The organism is Mesorhizobium sp. B2-7-2, assembly GCF_006440775.1.
Classification (GTDB): domain Bacteria; phylum Pseudomonadota; class Alphaproteobacteria; order Rhizobiales; family Rhizobiaceae; genus Mesorhizobium.
The window spans coordinates 25,855-42,576 of record NZ_VFTZ01000021.1 but is presented as its reverse complement, the minus strand read 5'-3'; the positions used below and the strand labels follow the sequence as shown (position 1 = coordinate 42,576).

General features: G+C 63.8%; 21 protein-coding genes. 9 read left to right on the top strand and 12 right to left on the bottom strand.

The window, feature by feature from the left end:
• Window positions 1-55: 55 nt before the first annotated feature.
• Both FJ425_RS24290 and FJ425_RS24285 read left to right on the top strand, forming a co-directional pair.
• Window positions 56-766, top strand: coding sequence for a YafY family protein (locus FJ425_RS24290; RefSeq protein ID WP_140726584.1), 711 nt, complete (start codon window positions 56-58; stop codon window positions 764-766).
• A 70-nt stretch (window positions 767-836) separates the two neighbouring features.
• Window positions 837-1,208 (top strand): VOC family protein, encoded by a 372-nt coding sequence (locus FJ425_RS24285; RefSeq protein WP_140726581.1) that lies wholly within the window; start codon window positions 837-839, stop codon window positions 1,206-1,208.
• 88 nt (window positions 1,209-1,296) lie between these two features.
• On the opposite strand, the gene FJ425_RS24280 is transcribed toward FJ425_RS24285, so the two are convergent.
• From FJ425_RS24280 to sppA, 4 genes are all read right to left on the bottom strand, one after another.
• The gene (locus FJ425_RS24280) at window positions 1,297-2,259 is read right to left on the bottom strand and encodes an ornithine cyclodeaminase family protein (protein ID WP_140726578.1); all 963 of its coding nucleotides are present in this window, start codon (window positions 2,257-2,259) and stop codon (window positions 1,297-1,299) included.
• 189 nt (window positions 2,260-2,448) lie between these two features.
• Entirely contained in the window at window positions 2,449-2,781 is a 333-nt protein-coding gene (locus tag FJ425_RS24275; RefSeq protein ID WP_140726575.1) for a LapA family protein, read from the bottom strand.
• A gap of 117 nt (window positions 2,782-2,898) precedes the next feature.
• Entirely contained in the window at window positions 2,899-3,183 is a 285-nt protein-coding gene (locus tag FJ425_RS24270) for an integration host factor subunit beta (RefSeq protein ID WP_027165368.1), read from the bottom strand.
• A 77-nt stretch (window positions 3,184-3,260) separates the two neighbouring features.
• A complete protein-coding gene (gene sppA / locus FJ425_RS24265) occupies window positions 3,261-4,217 on the bottom strand; it encodes a signal peptide peptidase SppA (RefSeq protein WP_140546449.1) in 957 nt (318 codons plus the stop codon).
• 394 nt (window positions 4,218-4,611) lie between these two features.
• On the opposite strand from sppA, the gene lptC reads away from it, so the two are divergent.
• The 6 genes from lptC to ptsN all read left to right on the top strand — a co-directional run bounded on the left by lptC (window position 4,612) and on the right by ptsN (window position 9,848).
• The gene (gene lptC / locus FJ425_RS24260) at window positions 4,612-5,325 is read left to right on the top strand and encodes an LPS export ABC transporter periplasmic protein LptC (protein WP_140546448.1); all 714 of its coding nucleotides are present in this window, start codon (window positions 4,612-4,614) and stop codon (window positions 5,323-5,325) included.
• Window positions 5,312-5,905: an LptA/OstA family protein gene (locus tag FJ425_RS24255; protein ID WP_140636954.1), complete on the top strand. Its 594-nt coding sequence runs from the start codon at window positions 5,312-5,314 to the stop codon at window positions 5,903-5,905. The genes lptC and FJ425_RS24255 overlap by 14 nt, the downstream gene beginning before the upstream one ends.
• Window positions 5,905-6,723, top strand: coding sequence for an LPS export ABC transporter ATP-binding protein (gene lptB, locus FJ425_RS24250; RefSeq protein WP_140636952.1), 819 nt, complete (start codon window positions 5,905-5,907; stop codon window positions 6,721-6,723). The genes FJ425_RS24255 and lptB overlap by 1 nt, the downstream gene beginning before the upstream one ends.
• Before the next feature lie 176 nt (window positions 6,724-6,899).
• A complete protein-coding gene (gene rpoN, locus FJ425_RS24245; protein ID WP_140726572.1) occupies window positions 6,900-8,429 on the top strand; it encodes an RNA polymerase factor sigma-54 in 1,530 nt (509 codons plus the stop codon).
• A 305-nt stretch (window positions 8,430-8,734) separates the two neighbouring features.
• On the top strand, window positions 8,735-9,322 hold the full coding sequence (gene raiA / locus FJ425_RS24240; protein ID WP_140546445.1) for a ribosome-associated translation inhibitor RaiA: 588 nt from the start codon (window positions 8,735-8,737) through the stop codon (window positions 9,320-9,322).
• A 61-nt stretch (window positions 9,323-9,383) separates the two neighbouring features.
• Window positions 9,384-9,848, top strand: a complete 465-nt coding sequence (gene ptsN, locus FJ425_RS24235) for a PTS IIA-like nitrogen regulatory protein PtsN (protein ID WP_140546444.1) — start codon at window positions 9,384-9,386, stop codon at window positions 9,846-9,848.
• A gap of 130 nt (window positions 9,849-9,978) precedes the next feature.
• Here ptsN and FJ425_RS24230 read toward each other — a convergent pair whose 3' ends face one another.
• Window positions 9,979-10,236: a DUF1150 family protein gene (locus tag FJ425_RS24230; protein ID WP_036257920.1), complete on the bottom strand. Its 258-nt coding sequence runs from the start codon at window positions 10,234-10,236 to the stop codon at window positions 9,979-9,981.
• A 63-nt stretch (window positions 10,237-10,299) separates the two neighbouring features.
• Window positions 10,300-10,725 carry an Hsp20 family protein gene (locus FJ425_RS24225; RefSeq protein ID WP_095769269.1) on the bottom strand — a complete coding sequence of 142 codons (426 nt, stop codon included), beginning with the start codon at window positions 10,723-10,725 and terminating at the stop codon, window positions 10,300-10,302.
• 242 nt (window positions 10,726-10,967) lie between these two features.
• On the opposite strand from FJ425_RS24225, the gene FJ425_RS24220 reads away from it, so the two are divergent.
• Window positions 10,968-11,909: a nucleoside hydrolase gene (locus FJ425_RS24220; RefSeq protein ID WP_140726569.1), complete on the top strand. Its 942-nt coding sequence runs from the start codon at window positions 10,968-10,970 to the stop codon at window positions 11,907-11,909.
• 164 nt (window positions 11,910-12,073) lie between these two features.
• On the opposite strand, the gene FJ425_RS24215 is transcribed toward FJ425_RS24220, so the two are convergent.
• The 6 genes from FJ425_RS24215 to FJ425_RS24190 form a co-directional block, all read right to left on the bottom strand.
• Complete coding sequence (locus FJ425_RS24215; RefSeq protein ID WP_140726567.1) at window positions 12,074-12,688, bottom strand: LysE family translocator; 615 nt, start codon at window positions 12,686-12,688, stop codon at window positions 12,074-12,076.
• Window positions 12,689-12,782: 94 nt separating this feature from the next.
• Window positions 12,783-14,234, bottom strand: a complete 1,452-nt coding sequence (locus tag FJ425_RS24210; RefSeq protein ID WP_140726565.1) for an amidase — start codon at window positions 14,232-14,234, stop codon at window positions 12,783-12,785.
• 5 nt (window positions 14,235-14,239) lie between these two features.
• Complete coding sequence (locus FJ425_RS24205; RefSeq protein WP_140726562.1) at window positions 14,240-15,145, bottom strand: ribokinase; 906 nt, start codon at window positions 15,143-15,145, stop codon at window positions 14,240-14,242.
• A 194-nt stretch (window positions 15,146-15,339) separates the two neighbouring features.
• Window positions 15,340-15,822: a hypothetical protein gene (locus FJ425_RS24200; protein WP_140726559.1), complete on the bottom strand. Its 483-nt coding sequence runs from the start codon at window positions 15,820-15,822 to the stop codon at window positions 15,340-15,342.
• Entirely contained in the window at window positions 15,797-16,348 is a 552-nt protein-coding gene (locus tag FJ425_RS24195; protein WP_140726556.1) for a hypothetical protein, read from the bottom strand. The genes FJ425_RS24200 and FJ425_RS24195 overlap by 26 nt, the downstream gene beginning before the upstream one ends.
• A complete protein-coding gene (locus tag FJ425_RS24190; RefSeq protein ID WP_140546269.1) occupies window positions 16,315-16,707 on the bottom strand; it encodes a hypothetical protein in 393 nt (130 codons plus the stop codon). Before FJ425_RS24190 ends, FJ425_RS24195 begins: the two co-directional genes overlap by 34 nt.
• Window positions 16,708-16,722: the final 15 nt, after the last annotated feature.

Below are 16,722 nucleotides of genomic sequence, written 5' to 3'. Positions count from 1 at the left end.
GCTTGCCGCGATGTGCGCCCCGGCTCTATGATCGATCGTACCTGATGACAAATCAATGTCCCGTTCAGCCCGCTTGCTCGATCTCGTCCAGATCCTTCGCCGCCATCGTCGGCCGGTGAGCGGCCGCACGCTTGCGGGTGCAATCGGCGTCTCGATCCGCACCCTCTATCGCGACATCGCGACGCTGCAGGGGCAGGGCGCGCCGATCGAAGGCGAGGCGGGGCTTGGTTATGTGCTGAAGCCCGGCTTCATGCTGCCGCCGCTGATGTTCACCGACGAGGAGATCGAGGCGATCGTGCTCGGCTCGCGCTGGGTGGCGAAGCAGCCGGACAAAAGGCTGGCGGCCGCCGCGGCGGATGCGCTGGCCAAGATCGCTGCGGTGCTGCCGGATGATCTGCGCGACGATCTCGACGCTACGACACTGCTCGTCGGGCCGCGCTCGGAAAATGCCGAAGCGGTCGACCTCGGCATCGTGCGGCAGGCGATCCGCGACGAGCGCAAGCTTGGCTTCCTTTACCGTGACGCCGGGGGAGCGGCATCGAAGCGTCTGGTCTGGCCGTTCGCGCTCGCCTTCTTCGACAAGGTGCGGGTGATGGTGGCGTGGTGCGAAACGCGCCAGGATTTCCGGCACTTCCGCGCCGACCGGATGTCCGGCCTGACAGCCACAGACATCCGCTACCCGCGCCGCCGCCAGGCGATGCTCAAAGAGTGGCGGGCAACCCTCGATGCGCCGGGCCAAAATGGAGCGAAAGACGCTTCCGGCTGATCGCTGCTGCCAGAATCTGACAGCAGGTCCGCGTATTGTCTCCAAGGTTCAGACACTTTGGAGATCAGATATGACCACGCCGAATTTCGTCATCCTCTATGTCGACAATCCGGAAAAGAGCGGCGCGTTCTACGCTTCGCTGCTCGGACGCGAGCCGGTCGAATCCTCGCCGACCTTCGTGATGTTCGTGCTCGACAAAGGCTTCAAGCTCGGCCTCTGGTCGCGCCACACGGTGGAACCGGCGGCCGCGGCAGCGGGCGGGGGCGGCGAGATCGTGATCGCGGTCGAGGACGCCAGCGCGGTCGATGCCACCCATGCGGATTGGACTGGCCGAGGACTTAAGGTACTGCAGGCACCAACCGATCTCGATTTCGGCCGCACCTTCGTAGCGCTCGATCCCGACAATCACCGCCTGCGCGTCTACTGGCCGAATGGGCAGTAGGCAGTAGGCAGTAGGCAGTAGGCAGTAGGCAGTAGGCAGTAGGCAGTAGGTCTTTCTTCCCTATTGCCTGCTGCCCGATCCCTACGGCCTATTTGAGCGCCTTGTAAACGGCGATGCCGGCGGCGAGATCCTCAAGTGCTGCGCCAACCGACTTGAACAGCGTGATCTCGTCGTCGGTTTGCCGGCCCTGTTTCTCGCCGCGGGCGAGCTCGTGCAGGTCGGCGACGATCGCTTCCGGCTTCAGCACGCCGGAGGCCAGCGGCTGGACGATGTCGCCGGCTTCCTTGGTGGCGCCGGCGCGGGTGTCGACATAGACGCGGGCACGGGCAATGGCGTCATCATCGCTTTCGCGCATCGTCGGCGTGAAGCCGCCGACGAGATCGACATGGGCGCCCGGTTTCAGCAGCGCGCCCTTGACCAGCGGCGTGTTCGTGATGGTCGCGGAGGCGACGATGTCAGCCTCGGCGAGCTCCGCGTCGAGATCGCCGGCGGCATTTGCCGGAAGGCCTTCGGCGCGCAAGGCGGCGGCCACCTTTTCGGCATTGGCCGGCGTGCGGTTCCAGATACGGATGGATGTGATCGGCCTGACCGCCGAATGCGCCTTGGCAAGGAAGGGCGACAGCGCGCCGGCGCCGATCACCAGAAGCCGAGAGGCATCCCTGCGCGCGAGATAGGAGGCGGCAAGCGCGGATGCGCAGGCGGTGCGCCATTGGGTCAGCCTTTGGCCGTCGATCAGCGCCTGCGGCTCGCCGGTGACGCCGTCGAGCAAAAGATAAAGGCCCATGACCGCCGGCTTGCCGATGGCGTTGTTGTCCGGCGACACGGTGACGATCTTGACGCCGATATGGCCTCCCGAAGAGGTGCCGGCGGCGTTGAAGTCGGTCCAGGCCGGCATCAAAAGCAGGGTCGAGGCGGCGCCGTCCGGCCGTTCGACGCCATGATGGTGGCGAACCGGCTGCACGGCGCCATCGCGGAAGGCGGTGCGCAGCGTCTCGACAAGGCCCGGAAAGGTCAGCGCGCGGTCGACCTCCGCGGCCGAAATGGTCAGCATTGAGAGCTCCTTGGTGTCGAAATGACGCTCGACTATCTTCTACGCAATTCCGGACGGAAAACCGCTACGCACTTTGCCTGGAGTTGCTAAAGCGCGCCGCGCTGAAACGGATTCAGGCGACGCGCTTTAAATCTTTGTTTTGATGCATGTCGTTGTCCGAGAACCGCGGCGCACTTCTGGCGACATGCATTAGTTCGTCGGGCTGGGCAGCGCCGGTCCCTTGGGCGCCACGGGCGCGGGGCTCACCGCCTGGCGCAGGTTTTCCGCCTCGAGGCCGCGCTGGCGCGCGAGCTTGCGATAGCGCCCCTGCTTCACCCAGGTGGCCAGGCTTCCGACGACCATGCCGATGGCCAAGGCCAGGAACAGGAAGATGAAAAGCGGCAGGCTCAGCGTCAGCGCGGGATTGCCGGGATGAAATGGATCGACCGTGAAGGCGACAGGGCCGCGATTGGCGACGGCGAGCGCGATCAGGATGACGGCCAGCGGCACGAAGACCACGACGAGGATGAAGCGATTGAACATCAAATCTCCATGGAGAGGCTTCTTGAAGCGCGCATGTCCTTGTCCCGAAACCGGTCTCCACTTTCGGGAGACATGCCTTTAGGCGCCAAGATGCCGTTTCGACCCGCCGCCCGGCGCCTATTTGCCGCCGTTCAGCCTTTCGCGCAACTCCTTGCCGGTCTTGAAGAACGGCACCCATTTTTCCTCGACCTCGACGGATTCGCCGGTGCGCGGGTTGCGGCCGGTGCGGGCCGGACGGTTCTTCACCGAAAAGGCGCCAAAACCGCGCAACTCGACCCGGTTGCCCTCAGCAAGCGCGTCGGTGATCTCGTCAAAGATCGCGCCGACGATGTTTTCGACGTCGCGCAGGAAAAGGTGCGGGTTGCGTGCAGCAATGATCTGCACAAGCTCGGATTTGATCATAGAACATTCCCCGTAAAACCACTGCAACCGATTATCAGGATGATTTTATTGCTTTTTCGGCTCGTCCCAACGGCACCTTAAGGGTGCCAGACCGAAACGAGACCGTCAAGAAACAAGCGGTCGGCGCCGAGTTCGTGAATGATATCGCCGCCGGCATCCGGCAGGCCGAGCGCCTTGGCCGCCACTTTTGCCATCGACTGGGAAAACAGGAAACCGCCACGCCTGTCCTTGTCCTTCCACTCGACGACCTTGAGCTTGCTGTCCACGCCCTTCGTCGCCAGCCAGTCGATCGCCTCCTGCTCGCCGCCGACGGCGTCGACCAGGTGGTTGGCCAAAGCCTGGCGACCGGTGAAGATCGAGCCGTCGGCCAGCGCCAGCGCCTGCTCATGCGTCATCTTGCGGCGATCGGCGACGATGCCGACGAACCAGTCGTAGCTGTCGAGGATCAGCTTGCGCACCATGGCGCGCTCATCGTCATTGGTCGGCTTGAAGGGCGAGGGCGAAGCCTTGAGCGGCGACGATTTCACCTCCTCCAGCTTGATGCCGAGCTTGTCCATGAGACCGCTGACGTCGGGATACTGGATCAGCACGCCGATCGAGCCGACGATCGACGTCTTGCGGGCGACGATGTGGTCGGCTGCACTTGCGATCATATAGCCGGCCGATGCCGCCAGCGTGCCGACTTCGGCCACCACCGGCTTGTCGCCGGCAAGCTTGCGCACGGCGTCGAATGTGGACTCGCCGCCGACCGTGGTGCCTCCCGGCGAATCGATCGACAGGATGACGCCCTTTACCTCCGGCGACTTGCGGATCGCTTCCAGCCTTTTGAGCAGCTCCTCGTCCTCGGTGATGGTGCCCTCGATCTTGACTTTGGCGATGTGGGGGAGCGCCCGGCCGGTAAAATTGTCGTCATAGACCCAGGTCGAGAAGGCGATGATCGCTGCCGCCAGAACCAGAAACGCGACCACGCGCCAGAACGTCAGCTTGCGGCGCAAGCGGCGGCGGTCGATCAGGTCGTCGGCTCTCATTGCCATTGTCAGCCTCATGGGTGGTGGGAAAGCACGCTTTTAAAGCAAGCTTCTACACACGGCTACCGTTTCCTGGCGCGGGTCATCCGCTTCACAGAACGGTGACCCCTCTACTTTCTTGTCCTGATGCAATTCCTGTCGGAAACCGCTCGCAGCTTTCCCGGAACTGTTCCGAAAGGCCCCGGCTTCGGGCCTCCGGCGTTGACGCCGGGCTCACGAAAAATTAACGCAAGCAGTCCGTATCTGCTATGAAGTACAGGCCGTCTCGCCGAATTCCTTTCGATTTTGCGGGCGGCAGCTGTCACATTTTTGCAGTTTTCCTCCGCTTGTGCTTGCTTGTAGGTGCCGGCATACCACCTATAGGCGGTGTTTGGGCGGGCAAAGGTCCATTAGAAAAGTCATGTTGGCGCGATCTGACGAAACGAGCGATGCCGGTGAGGCATCGGCTCCCGCGAACCAAGGCGGCACGCGTGGCGATGCGTTCAACCGCGCCCAGCGGCACTCGCGCCGCGTCCGCGTGCTGAAATTCGCGGTGCCGCTGCTCGCGGTCGCGATCGCCGTCGCCTTTCCGGTCTATTCCTATCTCAAGGCGCCCGTGTCCGTATCGGTGCAGGCCGACGGCACGGCGTTTTCCAACGGCAAGCTGGTGATGGCCAATCCGAAGCTCAACGGCTTCACCAAGCAGAAGCTGCCATATTCGCTGACGGCGACAAGGGCGACGCAGGATGTGGGCCAGCAGGCCGTCATCGACCTCGAAGGCATCAACGCCAAACTGCCGGTGGCCACCGACAACATCGTGTCGGTCGATGCCGCGCACGGTATCTACAATCGCGACGCCAACACGATGGATCTGACCAGCGACGTCAGCGTGACGACGACGGACGGCCTGGTGGCGAAGTTCAAATCGATCTTCCTAGACATGGGCAAAGGCTCTATGAAGACGAGCAATCCGGTCGACGTCAGCCGTGGCGGGTCGCGCATCACCGCGGACGCGATGTCGGTCGAGGACAATGGCAGGCTCGTGGTCTTCGAGAACCGGGTTCGCGTCAACATAGATCCTGCTGCGCTGAAGGCAGCGGGGGTAAACGGTGGAGAACAGAATGCGTCGCAGTAAATCCGCATGGCTTCCGGGCGCTGCTTCCGCATTGCTGTTTTTGGCAACGGCGCATTCTCTCGCGCAGTCGAGCGCGACCAGCCAGATTCCCGGGCTCAAGCTGTCGGGCGACCAGCCGATCCAGATCGAAAGCGACAAGCTCGAGGTTCGCCAGGCCGACAGCATGGCCGTATTCAGCGGCAATGTGACCGTGAATCAGGGGCCGACCCTGCTCAAGGCCGGCAAGATGACGGTCTACTATGTCAAGGATGCCAATGCCGGCAAAAGCGCCGCGGCCGGCGCGTCGGCGATGACGGGCTCCGCCAATATCGACCACCTCGAGGTCGAGAACAAAGTCTACATCAAATCGAACGACCAGATCGCTACCGGCGACACCGGCAAATTCGACATGAAGACACAGGTGCTGGTGCTTTCCGGCAAGGAAGTGGTGCTCTCGCAGGGCGACAATGTGCTCAAGGGCTGCAAGCTCACCGTGCAGATGAAGAGCGGCCTCGGCAATGTCGAAGGCTGTCCTCGCGTCATCATGATGTTCAAGCCGCAGAAACAGGACGCGCAGCAGCAGGGAGCGTCGAGCAAGTAATGGCCGGTGTGACTTCGCTGCTGGCCCGCCTTCCGGGACGGGCAGCCGCACAACCCGCTGCGCCGGCGACGGTCAGCGCCGACAAGGCGAAGTTCAAGGGCACCCTGATCGCCAAGGGGCTGACCAAGAGCTACAAGGGCCGCAAGGTGGTGAGCGGGGTGACGCTGGGCGTGCGCGCCGGTGAGGCCGTCGGCCTGCTCGGCCCCAACGGCGCTGGCAAGACCACCTGTTTCTACATGGTCACCGGCCTTGTTCCCGTCGACGAAGGTTCGATCGAGATCGACGGCTTCGATGTCACCTCGATGCCGATGTACCGGCGGGCCCGCCTCGGCATAGGCTATCTGCCGCAGGAAGCGTCGATCTTCCGCGGCCTGAATGTCGAGCAGAACATCCGGGCCGTGCTGGAGGTGGTGGAAAAGAGCCGCAAGGAACGCGAGCGCACGCTCGACGAACTGCTCGAGGAGTTCCACATCAGCCATCTGCGCAAGGCGCCGTCGATGTCGCTGTCGGGCGGCGAACGGCGCCGCCTCGAAATCGCGCGGGCGCTGGCGACGCGGCCTGCCTATATGCTGCTCGACGAGCCTTTCGCCGGCATCGACCCGATCGCCGTCGCTGACATCCAGCAGCTCGTTCGCCATCTCACGGCGCGCGGCATCGGCGTCTTGATCACCGACCACAATGTGCGCGAGACGCTCGGCCTGATCGACCGCGCCTACATCATCCATGCCGGTCAGGTGCTGACGCATGGCCGCGCCGACGAGATCGTCGCCAACGCCGATGTGCGGCGTCTCTATCTCGGCGAGGGTTTCACGCTCTGACCGCGGATTTCGACGCGGTTTCGATGGCCTCGTCACGGCTTTCGGTTATTTTAGCGATCGATAACGCTCCGGTAAGCCGCAGCTGATAGCGTTTTGCTTGACAAGCAAAAGCCGGGCCAGTTTCTATGCCCGACCGAAAAACAGTCGACGCGTAGACGAGGCGTTTGAATTCCATCATGGCGCTGGCAGCCAAACTGCAGCTCAGACAATCCCAGTCGCTGGTGATGACGCCGCAGCTGATGCAGTCGATCCGGCTGCTGCAGCTCACTCATATCGAGCTCGAGCGCTTCATCGACGAGGAGATCGAGCGCAACCCGCTGCTGGAACGGGCCGAACCGCAGGACGACGCCGCCGGCGATCTATCCCAGAAAAGCGAGGCGTCGCCGGAAAAGGACACCGAAGGCGACTGGTTCGCGGGCGAGATGGAGTGGAGCGCGGAAGCGATCTCGCAAAAGCTCGATTCTTCCCTGGAGAACCTGTTTCCCGACGATCCAGGCACCAGCGAGAGGCTGGGGCCGGATCTCACGGCGCAATGGAAGTCGGCCGCTGGGGGCGGCGCGGGCGCGGCATCGTCCGAGGGGTTCGACGTCGGCGACATGGCAGCGGCCGCCATCACGCTGCGCGACCATGTCGGCGAGCAGATCGCGCTTGCCTCCCTGAGCCCCAGCGAACGGCTTATCGCGGGTGAGCTGGCCGAAGGGCTCGACGAAGCCGGGTACCTGCGCACCGAACTCGACGAGATCGCGGTCCGGCTCGGCACGGATGGCGCGACGGTAGCGCAGGTGCTTGGCGTCTGCCAGACGTTCGAGCCGGCAGGACTTTTCGCGCGCGACCTTGCCGAGTGCCTGTCGCTGCAACTGGCGGTGCGCGACCGGCTCGATCCGGCGATGAAGGCGCTGGTCGCCAATCTCGAGCTTCTGGCGCGACGGGATTTCCAGACGCTGAAACGCATCTGCGGCGTCGACGAGGAGGACCTGCTCGACATGCTGGCCGAGATCCGCGCGCTCGATCCGCGGCCCGGCCTGGCGTTTTCGGGCGGCGCGAGCGATGCGATTGTCGCCGATGTCGAGGTGCGCGCCGCCAATGACGGCAGCTGGGCGGTCGAGCTCAATGCCGATACGCTGCCGCGCGTGCTGGTGGACAATGTCTATTTCGCCCGCATTGCGACCCACGCCAAGGACCAGGCGGAAAAAGAGTTTCTCGCCGAATGCCTGCAGAACGCCAACTGGCTGACGCGCAGTCTCGATCAACGGGCCAAGACCATCCTCAAGGTGGCGTCCGAGATCGTGCGACAACAGGACGCTTTCCTCGTCCATGGCGTGCGTCACCTCAAGCCGCTCAACCTGCGTACGGTGGCCGACGCCATCGGCATGCATGAATCGACGGTCAGCCGCGTCACCGCCAACAAATATATGCTGACGCCGCGCGGCGTCTTCGAGCTGCGCTATTTCTTCACTGCGTCGATTGCCTCCGCGGAAGGCGGCGAAGCGCATTCGTCGGAGGCCGTGCGCGACCGCATCAAGCAGATGATCGACGAGGAAAAGCCCATCGACGTGCTTTCCGATGACGCCATCGTCGACATGCTCAAGGAAAGCGGGGTCGACATCGCGCGCCGCACCGTCGCGAAATATCGCGAGGGCATGAACATCCCATCGTCGGTGCAGCGGCGGCGGGAAAAGCGGGCGCTCGCGAACGCCGGCCGCTAGGCCTGGTCCGAATCCCGGCAAGCCCTGGCCGGTGCGGCAAGTGCTGATTTTTCACAATTCCCAAGTTTCATTGACAAGCCGCAATGAAGTGTCTAGAAGCCCGCCCGCATGGAGCAGGGCGGTAATGCCCGCTTGCGAATGGGTCCGTCAGACACGGCCATGGACGGCCAAGAAGGCGACTTGTGATCAACCGGAAAGTTCGGGTCTAAAATCGGCGCGCATGCCGCTGCAAAGCTTGTGCGCGCGCACCACGGGTATAAACTCGGGAACAGTTTGAAGCCTGAGCAAGGAAGGTCAGTTTTCAGATGAATCTACGCATTTCGGGAAAACACATGGACATCGGCGATGCGTTCCGCACACGCATCAACGACCGGGTCGGCGAGGCGATCGAGAAATATTTCGATCGGGGTTTTTCAGGACATGTCACGGTCATCAAATCGGGGTCGCGTTTCTCCGCCGACTGCATGGTCCGGCTCGATTCCGGCGCTTCTTTGCAGGCGACCGGCGACGCCCAGGACCCGACGCTTGCCTTCGAGGCGGCGGCCGACCGCCTGGAAACGCGGCTGCGGCGCTACAAGCGCCGGCTGAAGTCGCGCAACACCGGCAACGGCAATGGCGAAGAGCCGACCGATATCGCCTACACCGTGATGGCTCCCCTCGCCGACGACGAGGAAGACATTCCGGAGGACTTCGCTCCGGTCATTGTCGCCGAATCAAGCGTGACGCTGCGGACCATGTCGGTGGCTTCGGCAGTCATCGAGCTCGACAACAGCGACAGCCCGGTCTTCCTGTTCCGCAACGCCGGAACCGACCATCTCAACATCGTCTACCGCCGGCCGGATGGCAACATCGGCTGGATCGATCCGTCGACGACCAAAGTCGCGCAAGGATAAAAAGCCAGCCGCGCAAGGGGGCGACGACTGGCGCGGCAGGCGAGCAAGGGATTTTTCAAGCATGGATCTCAGCGATCTCATCAGCGTTCCGGCGATCATGCCGGCGTTGAAGGCGAATTCCAAAAAGCAGCTTCTGCAATTGCTGTCGGAGAGGGCGGCGGCGATTTCGGGGATTCCGGAGCGGGAGGTGTTCGACACCATCCTGCAGCGCGAGCGGCTGGGCTCGACCGGCGTCGGCAACGGCATTGCCATTCCGCATGGCAAGCTCGCCGGCGTGAAGCGGATCGCCGGCGTCTTCGCCCGGCTGGAGACGCCGGTCGATTTCGAGGCGCTGGACGACCAGCCGGTTGACCTGGTGTTTTTGCTGCTTGCGCCGGAAGGTGCCGGCGCCGACCATCTCAAGGCGCTGTCGCGCATCGCGCGCGTGCTGCGCGATGCCGACACGGTGGCCAAGATCAGGGGCACGCGCGACGCGGTGGCGATCCACGCGTTGTTGTCGGATGCGCAGGCCTCGCACGCGGCCTGACGTTTTTCGGTTCTTGGCTTAAATCTCTCGAGAGCCGCCGGGGGCGGCCCTTTCGATTCCAGACATCACAGTCGCTATTTTAATCGACCTTTCCCGAAAACAGGTCCCACCTTCGGGATCATAGTCTGATTTAGTGGATCGCGACGGTGGTGAGGTCGTTCTCCAGCGCGCCCGCCAGCGCCCGGTCGCGAGCGTCGGAAAGCAGGATCGGCTGGCCGTTGGCGGCAAACAGCGCCCACAGCTCCAGGCCGGGCGCGATCTCGCCGAGGCCGGGGAAGCGGCCGCGCAGGTCGTCGCTCGACACTTTCCTGAGATAAGCGACCGAACCTTCGCCGAGATGGGCGAGCTCGCCGCTGGTCATGGTGATCGTTTCGTCAGTTCTGGTCATTTCAAGCCTCCTTGGCGCGAGGACGCCAGGATCGGCCGCCTCGCATAGAGCCATCGGCAAAGGTCAGTCTTTCACCGATATGTTTATTTTCCGTACCATCCGCTCGGACTCCGGCCGATCGAGATCGATCGACAGCAGACCGTTCTTCAGTTCCGCCGCGATCACCCGCATGCCGTCGGCCAGCACGAAGCAGCGCTGGAACTGGCGCGCGGCGATGCCGCGGTGCAGGAATTCGCGCTCGGTGTCGTCGGTCTGACGACCGCGCACGATCAGCTGGTTTTCCTCCGTGGTGACATCGAGGTCGCTTTCTGCAAAACCGGCAACGGCCAGCGTGATGCGCAGCCTTTCGGCCTTGCCGTCGGCGGCATTGAGGCGCTCGATGTTATACGGAGGGTAGCTGTCGCCGGACTTCGCCAGACGCTCAAGCGTCTTTTCCATGGCATCAAAACCCAGGAGAAGCGGGCTGGAGAAAGGCGTCATTCGACTCATTGTTACACTGTCCTCTGAAGAGCGACACAAACTGGAAAAACCCGGATGGCATTTTTCCCGATGGTCTTGATATGGTCCGTCGCGCGATCAAGTTCAAGCCGCCAAACCAGGATGGCGTTTCGTCGAACCGTCATCTTCATCCAGCCTTTCATTGGAGCATGATTTCGTCCGAAAACCGGTTCCCACTTTTTGGGAACCATGCTCTAAAACCCGCCAAAAAAGACTTCCCAAAAGGAATTGAAATGCCCCAGTCCAGAAAGATCATCATCGACACGGATCCCGGCCAGGACGATGCCGTCGCCATATTGCTGGCGCTCGGCAGTTCCGAGCTGGAGATCGTCGGCATCACCGCGGTTGCCGGCAACGTGCCGCTGAATCTGACCCAGAACAACGCCCGCAAGATATGCGAGCTGGCCGACCGGCCCGACATCAAGGTTTATGCCGGCGCCATCCGTCCGCTGGCGCGCGAACTCGTCACCGCCGAGGAAGTGCACGGCAAGACCGGCCTGAACGGCCCGCAACTGCCCGAGCCGACGATGCCGTTGCAGGAACAATATGCCGTCGATTTCATCGTCGAGACGCTGATGCGCGAGGAAAGCGGCACCATCACGCTCTGCCCGCTCGGACCGCTCACCAACATCGCGCTGGCGCTGATCCGAGAGCCCAGGATCGCGCCGCGCATCAAGGAAATCGTGTTGATGGGCGGCGGCTTCTTCGAGGGCGGCAACGTCACGCCGGCGGCCGAATTCAACGTCTATGTCGACCCGCAGGCCGCCGACCTGGTGTTCAAATCAGGCATTCCGATCGTGATGATGCCGCTCGACGTCACCCACAAGGCGCTGACCACGTCCCAGCGCATCCAGGCCTTCCGCAAGCTCGGCACCAAGGTCGGCACCGCGACCGCCGAGATGCTGGAGTTCTTCGAGCGCTATGACGAGGAGAAATACGGCACCGATGGCGGGCCGCTGCACGACCCGTGCGTGATCGCCTATCTCGTCAAGCCGGAACTGTTCAAGGGCCGCCGCTGCAATGTCAGCGTCGAAACCGTGTCGGAGCTCACCATGGGCATGACGGTGATCGACTGGTGGGGCGTCACCAAGCGCACAAAGAACGCCATGGTGATGCGCGACATCGACCATGACGGCTTCTTCGCGCTGCTGGTGGAGCGGCTGGGGCGGCTTTAGCGCCTTTCCTTCCCCCCTTGTGGGGGAAGGTGGCCGAGCGAAGCTCGGTCGGATGAGGGGTGTTCCAGGGAACGCCGACGTCTCACTCCGCTGGAACACCCCTCATCCGTCTCGGCGCTATCGCGCCGATCCACCTTCTCCCACAAGGGGAGAAGGGAGAGGTGCTACTTCGCCTTCGAGAACGCCAGCCACAGTCCGCCGCCGACCAGGAAGCTGCCGCTGATGCGCGACATCAGTTTGACGCGGCTGGCCGACAGAACGCGCCCGGCGCGGCCCGCGGCAAGGGCATAGGTCGAGTCCGACATGGCGGCGAAGATCATCGCGGTGAGGCCCATCACGACGATCTGCAGCGTATAATTGCCCTGCGGCGCGATGAACTGCGGGAAGAAAGCGCCGAAAAAGACCAAGGTCTTCGGATTTGAGATCGCCACCAGAAAACCCTGCAGGAAGAAGCCACCACGCGGCTTTTTGGCCGAACCGTCGGGGTTCAGCGCGCCTTTGGCGCGGAACATCTGCACGCCCATCCAGATGAGATAGGCGGCGCCGATCAGCCGCACCCATTCGAACCAATGGCCCATGCCGGCGATCAGCGTGTTGAGGCCGATGCCGACGATGGCGATCATGATGGCAAGGCCGGCCTGAGTGCCGGCGACATTGGCCAAGCCCGCGCGCGAGCCGTGGCGGATGCTGTTGGCGATGATCAGCGTGACCGTGGGCCCCGGCACCAGGATGATGATGATGCAGGCGACGACATAGGTGGCGTAGAGTTCCAGCGACATGATCTTCCTCGGAACAGGACAGCGCCGACTTGCGCGGAGCGCGATCAATGCACGGGATTGACGCCCGCGCAAGCTGGTCGGACAGGGCGGCCCGTCACGCAGCCCCCGCCGCCCAGGGCAGCGTCGCCTCATAGGCTGCGCCGGCCCTGAGCACGGCTAGGTCGCCGCGCGGGCGACCGATCAGCTGCATGCCCATCGGCCGGCCCTTCTCGTCGAAGCCGGCCGGCACGTTGAGCGCCGGGCAGCCGCCCAGCGTGGCAAAGGCCGAGACCTGCATCCAGCGGTGATAGCTGTCCATGGCCCGCCCCGCAACGTCGCGCGGCCAGTGGGTGGTCACGTCGAAGGGGAAGACCTGGGCGGTGGGCAGCGCAATCAGGTCGAAGCGCTCGAACAGCGCAAGCAGCGCCCTGTGCCAGGAGGTGCGCAGGACGGTCGCGGCATGGATCTGCGGAGCGGTCAGGCGCATCGCCTGCTCCACTTCCCAGATAGCCTCAGGCTTCAGAAGCCCGCGTTTTGCCGGTTCGTCGTAGTGCGCCTTCAGCCCGCAGCCGCTGCTCGCCTGGCGCAAGGTGACAAAAGCCTGCCACAGCGCCTCGAAGTCGACATCCGGCACCAAGGCCTCGCTGTGGAAGGAAGCATCGGCGAAGCGGGCAAGCGCGGCCTCGCAAAGGCCGAGCACGCCGGGCTCCGTCGGCAGGCGGCCGCCGAGGTCGCCCAGCCAGGCGATGCGGCCGCCTGACGCTTTGGTCCGCAAACCTTCAAGGAACGAGCCCGTCTTGTCGTGCGAAAGCGGCGCATGCGGGTGATAGCCGGCCTGTTCGTCGAGGAGCAGTGCGATGTCGCGAATGTTGCGGCCCATCGGCCCCTCGACGCCCATCTGCGAATGGAAGACATCGACGTCCGGGCCCGCAGGCACAAGGCCCTGCGAGGGGCGGAAGCCGTAGACGTTGTTATAGGCCGCCGGATTGCGCAGCGAACCGCCGAAGTCGCTGCCGTCGGCGACCGGCACCATGTCGAGCGCCAGCGCCACAGCCGCGCCGCCGCTCGAGCCGCCGGCGGTCAGCGCCGGGTCGAAGGCGTTGAGTGTCGGCCCGAAAACCGGATTGTAGGTGTTGGAGCCGAGCCCGAATTCCGGGACATTGGTCTTGCCGATGATGATGGCGCCGGCCTTGCGGATGCGCTCGACGAAGAAGTCGTCCGTGTCGGGAATGAAATCGGCAAAGATCGGCGAGCCGAAGGTGGTTCTGAGCCCCTTGGTCTGGGCAAGGTCCTTGATGGCGATCGGCAGGCCGTACAGCGATCCGGCCCCGCCGCCTTGCGCCAGATGGGCATCGGCCCTGTCGGCCTCGGCAAGGACATCGGCGCGCTCGCGCAGCGAGACGATGGCGTTAACCAGCGGGTTGACCGCCTCGATGCGGTCGAGGAAGGCGCCGGCCACCTCGCGCACCGACAAACGGCGCTGCCTGATCTCGCCGGCGAGCTCGACGGCGGAAAGGCGGCAGATATCGCCGGCCGGCGGCACTGCATGCTTCGTTATCGGACGCATGGCCGCTACCGCGCCGCCGCCAAGGCGGTGTCGACATCTTTTGCCAACGGAATCGCCGGCTGCGCGCCGGGTTTCAGGCAGGCGAGCGAGCCGGCCACGGCTGCGCGGGCAAGCGCTTCCTCAAGCGACTGGCCAGACGACAGGCCGGCGCCGAAATAGCCGCAAAACGTATCGCCGGCGCCTACCGTGTCGACCGGGGTGATCTTCAACGCCGGGACGGCAAGGAAATCGCCCGGCGTGGCGGCCAGCACGCCCTCGCCGCCGAGCGTGACGACGATGATGCGGCCCGTCTTTTTGGCATAGTCGCGCATGCGGGCCGGGCGGTCGCGCCCCGAAAGCGCCAGCGCCTCGCCATAGAGATCGAACTCGGTTTCGTTGGCGACCGCATAGTCGGCCTTGCCGAGGAGGCCGGCGGCTTCGGCACGGAAGGGGGCGGTGTTGAGCACACTGACGGCGCCCGCCGCGCGCGCCGCGTCGAGTGTGGCCTCGACCGTCTGCAACGGGATCTCGTGCTGCAGGAGAACGACGTCGCCTTTCTTGAGATAGGCCTTTGCGACATCGCCCGGCACCACCGAATCATTGGCGCCCGGCACGACGGCGATGACATTTTCCCCGTCGCCGCCGACCAGGATCAACGCCGTGCCGGTGGAGGCGAAGCTCTGGCCGACACCGGACAGATCGACATTGCCGGCCTTGAGAAGGGCGAGCGCCTCGGCAGCAAAACTATCCTTGCCGACCGCGCCCACCATGCGCACTTGCGCGCCGGCGCGCGCCGCGGACAGGGCCTGGTTGGCCCCCTTGCCGCCGGGCGCGGTGGCGAAGCCGGAGCCGCGCACCGTCTCGCCGGGTTCCGGCAAGCGGTCGACATTGGCGATGAGGTCGAGATTGATCGAGCCGACAACGATAATCAAAAAACTGCCTCCCGGTGAAGCGGGTCAGCCTGTGCTGAAAGGGGACCTGCTCCAAGACTTCTGCTTTTTTGCGCAATTCCAGGGGAAAATACATGGAGTGTTTACCCCTGGAATTGCGGGCTGGGCGCGAAGCTAGCCGCAAAGCCCGCCGGTTGCCAGATCATGTCGTCGCTGGCGCGGTCTGGCCCACAGCATCATTCGCAACGGACAGTGACCTCCGCCTGGTAACTGCCCGCCGGGAAGATGCCCGGCGACTTCGTGGCGGTCAGATCGACCTGGATCGTATGGGTGCCGTTGGTCAGCTTTTGCGGCGAGCTGCCTGGGTTATCCAATCCCGAGCCGTCGAGGCGGAAGACGGAGGCGAAAGTGACGTCGGTGTCGCCGCCGCTCGGAGCCGAGGTGAAGGCGATCGGCGCCGGCGCGGAGACGGTATAGCAGTCTAGCAGGTTCAGGATCGAACACAGCGTCGAGTTCGCGATGATGGTTGCACCGGCGCTCGACCCGCCCGCCTGCCTGGAACCGAATATGTTGATAGAGGGGTTCGACTTCATCGTTCCCGAGGCACCGATCATGATGGTGCAGGTGCCGATGATCGCCGCCTGTGCCGGGAGACAGAAGCCGGCAAGCGCTGCCATCGCAAGCAGCGCGCGGCTATTTCCGCTTCTTTTTCGTTTCATTGCCGGTTGTGCCTCGAATGCTCCAGCCTTCGTTGGCCCATCCTGCCGATGCGGCCGAGCGAGCCGTAGGAGCCTCGGAAGCCGTGGCAGCGGTGCTCGTCGTGCTCCCCGTTGTCTGACCATCGGCGCCAAGGCCCATTTTCAGGAGCTTCAATTCAAGCTGCAGGCGCTCGACTTCCAGCTCGTAGAGGCGGCTGCAATCGACGCGTTTCGGCGTCCGCCCGATCGGGATCACCACGCGGCCGTATGTGGCGATGTCGCTATTGGCCTGATTGCTGCTGTTGTTGCCCCGGATGACGCCGAGGTCGAGATAGGCGCCGCTGCCCGAGACGGCTGAGCGGCAGGTCGTGCCGTCGCTGGCATGAACCTCGTCCTGGCCCTGAGGCAGGCTGACGCCGGGCAGGCTGAAACCGGTCTGGTTCTGATTCAGGTTCAGGATGTCCTCGGCAAGCCCCTGACTTACGACAGCCAAGGCGGACAGCAGGGACAAGGTCAGAACCTGCGATGCCCGAAAAACTTTCCGCATATCTGTGCCCTTATCTGGGTCTGCTCGCTTGGAAAGGGGATACTCTCGGTACAGATACGCACTTTACGCTCGTTCGCGCCGTCGAACGGGACGACCACCAGAACCGGACGCGACGCCTGGCCGGCCAGAAGGAAGGCGCTTGGCGTGATCTTGGCGTCGACCGGCTGGAAATCCTGGTCATAGACATGAACCTCGACACGTATGCGCTGGTTATACGGGTTGCCCGGGAAGACACGAACGGCGAAGGCATCCGCGAAGGATCGCACCTCGCCCCGCATCGGCGTCATCGACTGGCCGGTCGCGGCGATGGGAAACAGCACGGCAGTCAGGCCCGCCGCCAGAATTGCAATCGTTCTCAAGGATCACTCCTTTCG

Bases quoted from the DNA above. Each gene is read 5' to 3' on its own strand.
- FJ425_RS24255 (WP_140636954.1), top strand. From the start codon at position 5,312: ATGCGTCGCAGTAAATCCGCATGGCTTCCGGGCGCTGCTTCCGCATTG.
- lptB (WP_140636952.1), top strand. From the start codon at position 5,905: ATGGCCGGTGTGACTTCGCTGCTGGCCCGCCTTCCGGGACGGGCAGCC.
- FJ425_RS24215 (WP_140726567.1), bottom strand. From the start codon at position 12,688: ATGTCGCTGGAACTCTACGCCACCTATGTCGTCGCCTGCATCATCATC.
- FJ425_RS24285 (WP_140726581.1), top strand. From the start codon at position 837: ATGACCACGCCGAATTTCGTCATCCTCTATGTCGACAATCCGGAAAAG.
- ptsN (WP_140546444.1), top strand. From the start codon at position 9,384: ATGGATCTCAGCGATCTCATCAGCGTTCCGGCGATCATGCCGGCGTTG.
- FJ425_RS24200 (WP_140726559.1), bottom strand. From the start codon at position 15,822: ATGAAACGAAAAAGAAGCGGAAATAGCCGCGCGCTGCTTGCGATGGCA.
- FJ425_RS24290 (WP_140726584.1), top strand. From the start codon at position 56: ATGTCCCGTTCAGCCCGCTTGCTCGATCTCGTCCAGATCCTTCGCCGC.
- FJ425_RS24270 (WP_027165368.1), bottom strand. From the start codon at position 3,183: ATGATCAAATCCGAGCTTGTGCAGATCATTGCTGCACGCAACCCGCAC.
- raiA (WP_140546445.1), top strand. From the start codon at position 8,735: ATGAATCTACGCATTTCGGGAAAACACATGGACATCGGCGATGCGTTC.
- FJ425_RS24275 (WP_140726575.1), bottom strand. From the start codon at position 2,781: ATGTTCAATCGCTTCATCCTCGTCGTGGTCTTCGTGCCGCTGGCCGTC.
- FJ425_RS24225 (WP_095769269.1), bottom strand. From the start codon at position 10,725: ATGAGTCGAATGACGCCTTTCTCCAGCCCGCTTCTCCTGGGTTTTGAT.
- FJ425_RS24195 (WP_140726556.1), bottom strand. From the start codon at position 16,348: ATGCGGAAAGTTTTTCGGGCATCGCAGGTTCTGACCTTGTCCCTGCTG.
- FJ425_RS24210 (WP_140726565.1), bottom strand. From the start codon at position 14,234: ATGCGTCCGATAACGAAGCATGCAGTGCCGCCGGCCGGCGATATCTGC.
- FJ425_RS24280 (WP_140726578.1), bottom strand. From the start codon at position 2,259: ATGCTGACCATTTCGGCCGCGGAGGTCGACCGCGCGCTGACCTTTCCG.
- FJ425_RS24220 (WP_140726569.1), top strand. From the start codon at position 10,968: ATGCCCCAGTCCAGAAAGATCATCATCGACACGGATCCCGGCCAGGAC.
- FJ425_RS24230 (WP_036257920.1), bottom strand. From the start codon at position 10,236: ATGACCAGAACTGACGAAACGATCACCATGACCAGCGGCGAGCTCGCC.
- rpoN (WP_140726572.1), top strand. From the start codon at position 6,900: ATGGCGCTGGCAGCCAAACTGCAGCTCAGACAATCCCAGTCGCTGGTG.
- lptC (WP_140546448.1), top strand. From the start codon at position 4,612: ATGTTGGCGCGATCTGACGAAACGAGCGATGCCGGTGAGGCATCGGCT.
- sppA (WP_140546449.1), bottom strand. From the start codon at position 4,217: ATGGCAATGAGAGCCGACGACCTGATCGACCGCCGCCGCTTGCGCCGC.